A 7,376-nucleotide genomic window follows, 5' to 3' on the forward strand; every position below is an offset into this window, starting at 1 on the left:
AAGGCGTTCTCGTAACGCTCCACAGGGGACTCATGGCGAGGGGAGACCGCGGTGCGGGGGTTTCGAAGGCCGCGGGCGGTCGCGGCGACCGTGATGGCGGGGGTGGTGTCGGCGTGCGCCGTACCGGGGCCGCCGGTGCCGCAGGCCGGAGGGGCGGGCGACTCCGACGGCACGGTGGTGCGCACGGACGGCGGCGCGCTGCGGGGCACGGTCAGAGGCGCGGCGCGAGGTGCGGCGACAGGAACGGCGGCGGGGGGCCACAGGGTGTTCCGCGGGATTCCGTATGCCGCGCCGCCCGTGGGCGCGCTGCGGTGGCGCCCCCCGCGGCCGTCTGCGCCCTGGACGGGGACCCGGGACGCGGGCAAGCCCGGCCCGATGTGCGCGCAGCCGGCCGAACCGCTGAGCGGCAACGCGGGAAGCGACCACGAGGACTGCCTCTACCTGGATGTCTTCGCGCCCCGCCGCGCCGACGGGCGCAAACCCGTGATGGTGTGGCTGCACGGCGGCGGGTTCGTCAGCGGGTCGGGCGCCGATTACGACGCGTCGTCCCTGGTGGAGCAGGGCGATGTCGTGGTGGTGACCGTCAACTACCGGCTCGGCGTGTTCGGCTTCTTCGGCTATCCGGGGCTGCCGGGCTCGGGGACGTTCGGCATCGAGGACCAGCAGGCGGCCCTGCGCTGGGTCCGGCGCAACATCGCCGCCTTCGGCGGCGACCCGGGCAACGTCACCCTGTTCGGGCAGTCGGCCGGAGGGATGTGCACATGCGCCCAGCTCACCGCGCCCGGTTCGGCGGGACTGTTCCACAAGGCGATCGTGCAGAGTGGCGCCTGCACCGTCGACTGGCCGACGGGGGCGCTGGTGCCCGCGGTGCCCGCGGGTTCACCGTGGGGGCCGCAGGGCGAGGTCGCCGGGCTCGGGCAGGCGCTGGCGGCGCGCCGCGGCTGCTCGACGGTGGACTGCCTGCGGGCGGTTCCCGCCGGGGGGTCGGGCGGCCTCGTGAACGACCCGTTGGCCCCGGGGGTCGCCCGGCCGGCGTACGGCAGCGCCGTACTTCCCGAGAACCCCGCGCATGCCCTCAGAGCCGGACGTTTCCACCGGGTCCCCGTCATGATGGGGACCACCCGGGACGAGCAGCGCCTGTATGTCGCCTGGATGTACGGCGGCGCCGTCGACCGGGCCCGGTACGCCTCGCTGCTGGCCGCCTCCTTCGGCGGCCGGGCCGGCCAGGTGGCCTCGCGTTATCCCGTCGCGGCCTACGCCTCGCCGGCCCTCGCCTGGGCGGCGGCCACCACCGACCGGATCTGGAGCTGCCCGACGCTGGCCGCCCAGCGCGAGGTCGCCCGGCATGTGCCCACATATGCGTATGAGTTCGCCGACCGCGACGCCCCGGTGATCTTCCCCGGGATCTGGGCCCCCGGTTTCACGATGGGCGCCTACCACGGCTCCGAGCTCGCCTACCTGTTCCCCATCCCGCGCGGCGGGCTGAACCCCGCCCAAAGGCAGCTGTCGCGGGTCGTCACCCGCTATGTGACGCGGTTCGCCCGCACCGGCGACCCCAACGGCCCGGGGACGCCGTACTGGCCGAGGTTCGGCACCCGGTTCGTCCAGGACCTGGCCCCGGGGCCGGGCGGCATCCGCCCGGTCGACTACGAGGCCCGCCACCAGTGCGGGTTCTGGGAGAGCGTGCCCTGTTCGTCCGGCGGCACCCGGCGGTGAACCGGCGCGCCGTGCGTCAGGCGAACCGGCGCGCCGCGCCTCAACGGGCCGGTACGCCGCGCCTCAGGTGACCGGTGCCCCGCGCGTCAGGCGATCGGGGCACGCGCCGCGTCGGCGGCCTCCGGGTCGGCCTCCACGGCGGCGTGGCGCTCGGCGGCGCCGAGGACCTTCGGCAGGTTGAACCAGACCACGAGCACGCCGAGGGCCGCCAGGCCGGTGGCGATGACCAGGGTCGTGGTGTAGCCGAGGGCGTCGGCGAGGCCGAGGCCGATCCCGCCGGACAGCACCATCACGATGGTCGCGAACGTGTTCAGGATGGTGAAGTCGGTGGCCGGGCTGGTGGCGCGGCTGAGGTCCATCGAGATGGTGAAGACGGCGGCGAATCCGGCGGCGAAGGCGACGTTGCCCAGGGCGACCGCGGCGAACACGAGCGCGGTGCCGGTGCTGCCGAGCGCCAGCGGGATCATGGCGGCGACGGACAGGGTCTGCAGGACGGCGAAGGCCATCATGGCCCGCCTGCGGCCGATGCGGCCGATGACCGCGCCTCCGGCGATGCCCGCGGCGAATCCGGCGATGCCGCCCCCGATGACGACGACGGTGCCGATGCGGGTGGGGGACCAGCCGGCGTCCAGGAGGAGCGGCCGGGTGACGTTGACCGCCAGGGTGATGCCGGGGATGTAGAGCGGCAGGATGACCAGGGCCCAGCGGGGGACGCCCTCGCGGCGGAAGAACGACGTGATCTGCTTCCAGGTGACGGTCTGGCCGCGAGGCCGCGGCGTGCTCTCCCGTTCTCTCCAGGCCAGCACCGACGGCAGGGCGACGGCGCTGAAGGCGGCGAGGGCGAGGGCCGAGGCGGCCCAGCCGTACGCGTCGTAGACGATGAGGACGACCCCGCCGCCGACGAGCTGGGAGATGGAGCTGCCGGCCGATTGGAAGCCGTTGCCGAGGCCGCGTTCGCCGGGCGGCAGGAGCCGTACGGCGGCGCCGTCGGTGGCGATGTCCTGGGTGGCGGCGACGATGAACATCATCGCGGTCAGGGCGATGAGAGGGCCGAGGGCCTGTGCGGGGTCGAACAGGGCCATGGCGGCGGCCAGCACCACGAGCAGGATCTGAGTGGTGAGCAGCCAGCCCCGGTAATGGCCGAGCCGGGCCGAGCCGAAGCGGTCGACAAGGGGGGCCCAGAGGAACTTGACGGTGAGCAGGAGGGCGATCATCTGGATCGCTCCGATCTGCGTCAACGCCAGTCCCCGGTCTTGGGCGACGGTGGCGAAGCCGTACGAGAAGAACCCGACCCCCAGGTTCTGCGTGGCGTAGAGGGCGGCCAGTAGCCGCATCCGGGCGGTACGGGTCACGGGTTTTCCTCGCTGACACATACGGATGGTCGTGGGAAGCAGGACCTAGTCGTTTAGGTAAGGCTTACCTAATCTCAGAGAAGATCGCGTGTCAAGCGTGCAGGTCACGGGCTTGCGGGCGCGGATAGGGCGGAGATCGTTTGTGATAAATCGCACCAAGGCTTGTCCGTCTCGCGCTGATTTGCTTGGCTTTGTTCTTAGGTAAGGCATACCTAATTCATCGCATCTCCCTGTCGCCGTGACCCGCCATGCCCGCAGCGTGGACGATCTTCCGGCGTGGCCTCGCCATGCCCGCACACAGGAATGACATGACGAAAAGCACACAGCTCACCAATCCCTGGATCCGTCTCCACCTGCGTCGATCGGAGGTACGTGCCCGACTGATCTGCCTGCCCCACGCGGGAGGAGGCGCGAGTTTCTACCGGGGGTGGGCGGCGTCGCTGCCGGACTGGCTCGACGTGGTGGCGGTGCAGTATCCCGGCAGGGAGGACCGCACCGCCGAACCGCTCATCGACGACCTCGACACCCTGGCCGACGGCGTCGCCTGCGCCGTCGCGCCGCTCTTCGACGTTCCCACGGCGCTGTTCGGCCACAGCATGGGGGCGGTGCTCGCCTACCACGTCGCCGCCAGGCTCGTCGAGAGCGGTACGGCGAAGCCGGCGGCCCTCCACGTGTCCGCCTGCCCGTCCCCCGACCGGCCCCGCGACACGGCCTACCACACCCTCGACGACGACGGACTGGCCGCGGTGCTGCGGCGGCACGGCGGCACCGACCCCGTCGTGCTGGCCGACCCCGAACTGCGGGAGATCGTGCTCGGCGTCGTGCGCAACGACTACCGGATGCTGGAGACCTACGAGCCGAAGCCGCCCGTCGCGCTGCCGGTGCCGATCGTCGCCTACTGCCCCGACGCCGACGAGACCGTGAACGCCGAGGCGATGGCGGACTGGGCGCTCGCCACAAGCCGGGACTTCACCCTGCGCCGCCTCCGGGGCGGCCACTTCTACCTGGCCGACGAGCGCACACGGGTCTGGGCCGAGATCGTAGGAGGGCTCGCGGATGCGTGCTGACGGCGGCCCGGCGGCCGGCGGCGGCGGTCACTCCGGCGACCCTGGCGGCTCCGGGGACATCGCCGTCGTCGGCATGGCGGGCCGCTTCCCCGGCGCCCGTGACCTCGGCGAGTTCTGGACGAACCTGCGCGACGGCGTGGAATCCCTGTCGAGCCTCACCGACGAGCAGCTCAGGGTGGCCGGCGTCGCCGACGACGTCATCGCCGACCCCAGACTCGTCCGCCTGCGCGGCGTCGTCGAAGACCCCGAGATGTTCGACGCGGCGTTCTTCGGCTACTCGCCCCTGGAGGCGGCGACGCTCGATCCACAGCAGCGCCTGTTCCTCGAATGCGCGTGGGAGGCGATGGAACGTTCCGGATACGATCCGTTACGTTTCGAAGGGGCGGCCGGGGTCTTCGCCGGCGGCGGCCCCAACACCTACCTGCTGGCACAGGTGCTGCCCAGCCGCTCCCACACGCGGCGCGTCGGCGAGTTCGCCGCGCTGCTCGGCAGCGAGAAGGACCTCATCGCGCCCCGCGTCTCCTACAAGCTGAACCTGCGCGGGCCCAGCGTCAGCGTGCTCACCGGCTGCTCGACGTCGCTGGTCGCCACGCATCTCGCCGTGCAGAGCCTGCTGTCGGGAGAGTGCGACCTGGCCCTCGCCGGAGGCGCGACGATCTCCTACCCGCGCGACGTCGGCCTCCTCCACCAGGAGGGAGGCATCGGCTCGCCCGACGGCAGGTGCCGCGCGTTCGACAGCGCCGCGAACGGCACGGCGGCGGGCGAAGCGGTCGCGGTGGTCGTCCTCAAGCGGCTCGCGGACGCGCTCGCCGACGGAGACGCCGTCCACGGCGTCATCAAGGGCAGCGCGGTCAACAACGACGGCGCCGACAAGATCGGGTTCACCGCGCCGAGCGTGCGCGGACAGGCCGAGGTCGTGGCCGAGGCGCTCGCGGTGGCCGGGGTCGAGGCGGAGTCCATCGACTACATCGAGGCCCACGGCACCGGGACCCCGCTCGGCGACCCGGTCGAGATCCGCGCGCTCACCGAGGCGTTCGCGACGGACCTGCGGGGGTTCTGCAGGATCGGCACGGTCAAGCCCAACATCGGGCACACCGACACGGCTGCCGGGCTCGCCGGTTTGATCAAGGTTCTGCTGTCCTTCGCGCACGAGACCCTACCGCCCAGCATCAACTGCGCACAGCCCAGCGCCGACATCGACTTCCCCGGCACGCCGTTCGTCGTCAACACCCGGGCCACCCCCTGGCCGCGCGGCCCCCGGCCCCGCCGCGCCGGGGTGAGCTCGTTCAGCGTCGGCGGCACCAACGCGCACATCGTGGTGGAGGAGCCGCCCCCGCCGCGCCCGTCCTCACCGCAGGCGGGCGGGCAGGTGCTCCTCCTGTCCGCCGCGACGCCCTCGGCCCTCGCGGAGGCCACCACCGCCCTGGCCGGCCACCTCGCGGAGCCCGCCGCGGCCGGCGCCGGGCTCGCCGACGCCGCCTACACGACCCAGGTGGGCCGGGCGGAGTTCGCCTACCGGCGCGCCGCCGTGGCCGGCACCGCGGCGGAGGCCGCCGACGTGCTATTGGGCAGGTCGCCGGGGCTGCTCTCCGCCGGCCCGGTGGACGCCGAACCGCACGTGGTGTTCCTGTTCCCCGGGCAGGGCAGCCAGCGTCCGGGGATGGGGCGCGAGCCGTACGAGACCGACGCGGCGGTGCGGGCCGCCGTCGACGAGTGCGCCGAGATCCTCCGCCCCCACCTGCGGTTCGACCTGCGCGACGCCCTGTACGGCACCGCTGGCGACACGCCGGCCGGCAAACCGGCCGACTCCCTGTCCGCCGCCCTGACCGACACCGCCGTGGCGCAGCCCGCGCTGTTCGTCACCGGCTACGCGTTCGGCCGGCGGCTGCTCGACCTCGGCGTACGGCCCGCCGCCATGGCCGGCCACAGCGTCGGCGAGCTCGTCGCGGCCTGCCTCGCGGGGGTGTTCACGCTGGAGGACGCCCTCGCGCTGGTCGCGGCGCGCGGACGGCTCCTCGCGGAACGCCCGCCGGGCGCGATGCTGGCCGTCGCGCTGAGCGAGAAGGACGTGGGCGGCCTCCTCGCGCCCGGGGTCGAGATCGCCGCGGTGAACGGGCCCGGCGACGTCGTCGTCGCCGGGCCGTACGCGGCGGTCGAGGAGACCCGCGCGCGGCTGCTCGGCGCCGGCGTGACGCATACGCGGCTCGCCACCTCGCACGCGTTCCACTCCGCCCTGGTGGAGCCGGCGGTGCCGCTGTTCGCCGCGGAGGCGGCGCGGGTGGCGGCCTCCGAACCCCGCGTGCCGCTGCTGTCGGGCGTGACGGGCACCTGGCTGACCGGAGAGGAGGCCGCCGATCCCGGCTACTGGGGGCGGCAGATCAGGGAACCCGTCCGGTTCCACGACGCCTTGACGGCACTTGCCCGCCGCTTCCCCGGCGCCGTGCCGGTCGAGGTGGGGCCGGGGGAGGCGCTGCGCGGCATCGTCTCCCGGTCCGAGGGTCTCGACCTCGCCCCCGTCGTGCCCGCGCTCGCCGCCGCCGGCGGCCCGGCGCTGCCGCGCCTGCTCGGCGAGCTGTGGCTGCGCGGCGTGCCCGTGGACTGGCCGCGGCTGCACGACGGCGCCCGCAGGAACCGCGTGGTGCTGCCGACCTATCCGTTCCAGCGCCGCCGCCACCTGGTGAGGCCCGCGCCGTCGGAACTCGGCCGCGTGTTCAGTCCGGTGCCGCTCGGCGGCACGCCGGGGCCGGGCGGCGACCCGGCGGAGCTTATGGACCTGGCGGAGCTCGCGGACCTCGCGGACCTCGGGGAGGCCGCCGGCGAGGTGGCGGATGCCGCGGGGGAGCGGCCCGAGCTGGGCACGCCGTACGCCCCGCCGCGCGGCCCTGTCGAGGAGGAGCTGTGCGCCATCTGGCAGGAGCTGCTCGGGGTCGAGCGGATCGGAGTCCACGACGATTTCTACCGGCTCGGCGGGCATTCGCTGCTCGCCGTCCAGATCGCGAACCGGGTGTGTGAGCGCTTCCCGGTGGAGTTGTCCGGTGCCCAGGTGCTGACGCAGGCGCCGACCGTGGCGGGCTTCGCCGTACTGATCGAGGAACTGCTGACCGAGAAGCTGGCCGCCATGTCCGACGACGAGGCGGCGGCTCTGCTGGAGAAAGGGGAGAAGTGACGGGGGATACCACGCGGGCGGAGTTGTCCGACCCCAAGCGTGAACTGCTTCGCCGTTGGATCGGGCGGGGTGCGG

General features: G+C 73.6%; 4 protein-coding genes. 3 read left to right on the forward strand and 1 reads right to left on the reverse strand.

All coding sequences use genetic code 11. The features are described from left to right. Positions 1 to 51 precede the first annotated feature (51 nt). Positions 52 to 1,716, forward strand: coding sequence for a carboxylesterase/lipase family protein (locus tag BLQ73_RS23660; protein WP_218125987.1), 1,665 nt, complete (start codon positions 52 to 54; stop codon positions 1,714 to 1,716). An 86-nt stretch (positions 1,717 to 1,802) separates the two neighbouring features. On the opposite strand, the gene BLQ73_RS23665 is transcribed toward BLQ73_RS23660, so the two are convergent. After that, positions 1,803 to 3,068, reverse strand: a complete 1,266-nt coding sequence (locus tag BLQ73_RS23665; protein ID WP_176955626.1) for an MFS transporter — start codon at positions 3,066 to 3,068, stop codon at positions 1,803 to 1,805. Between the two features lie 308 nt (positions 3,069 to 3,376). Between BLQ73_RS23665 and BLQ73_RS23670 the strand changes: the two genes are divergently transcribed. Then, the gene (locus BLQ73_RS23670; RefSeq protein ID WP_093173488.1) at positions 3,377 to 4,135 is read left to right on the forward strand and encodes a thioesterase II family protein; all 759 of its coding nucleotides are present in this window, start codon (positions 3,377 to 3,379) and stop codon (positions 4,133 to 4,135) included. Then, entirely contained in the window at positions 4,125 to 7,301 is a 3,177-nt protein-coding gene (locus BLQ73_RS23675; RefSeq protein ID WP_093173490.1) for a type I polyketide synthase, read from the forward strand. Before BLQ73_RS23670 ends, BLQ73_RS23675 begins: the two co-directional genes overlap by 11 nt. Positions 7,302 to 7,376 lie beyond the last annotated feature (75 nt).

Source organism: Sinosporangium album (assembly GCF_900100605.1).
In the GTDB taxonomy this organism is placed as follows: Bacteria; Actinomycetota; Actinomycetes; order Streptosporangiales; family Streptosporangiaceae; genus Sinosporangium; species Sinosporangium album.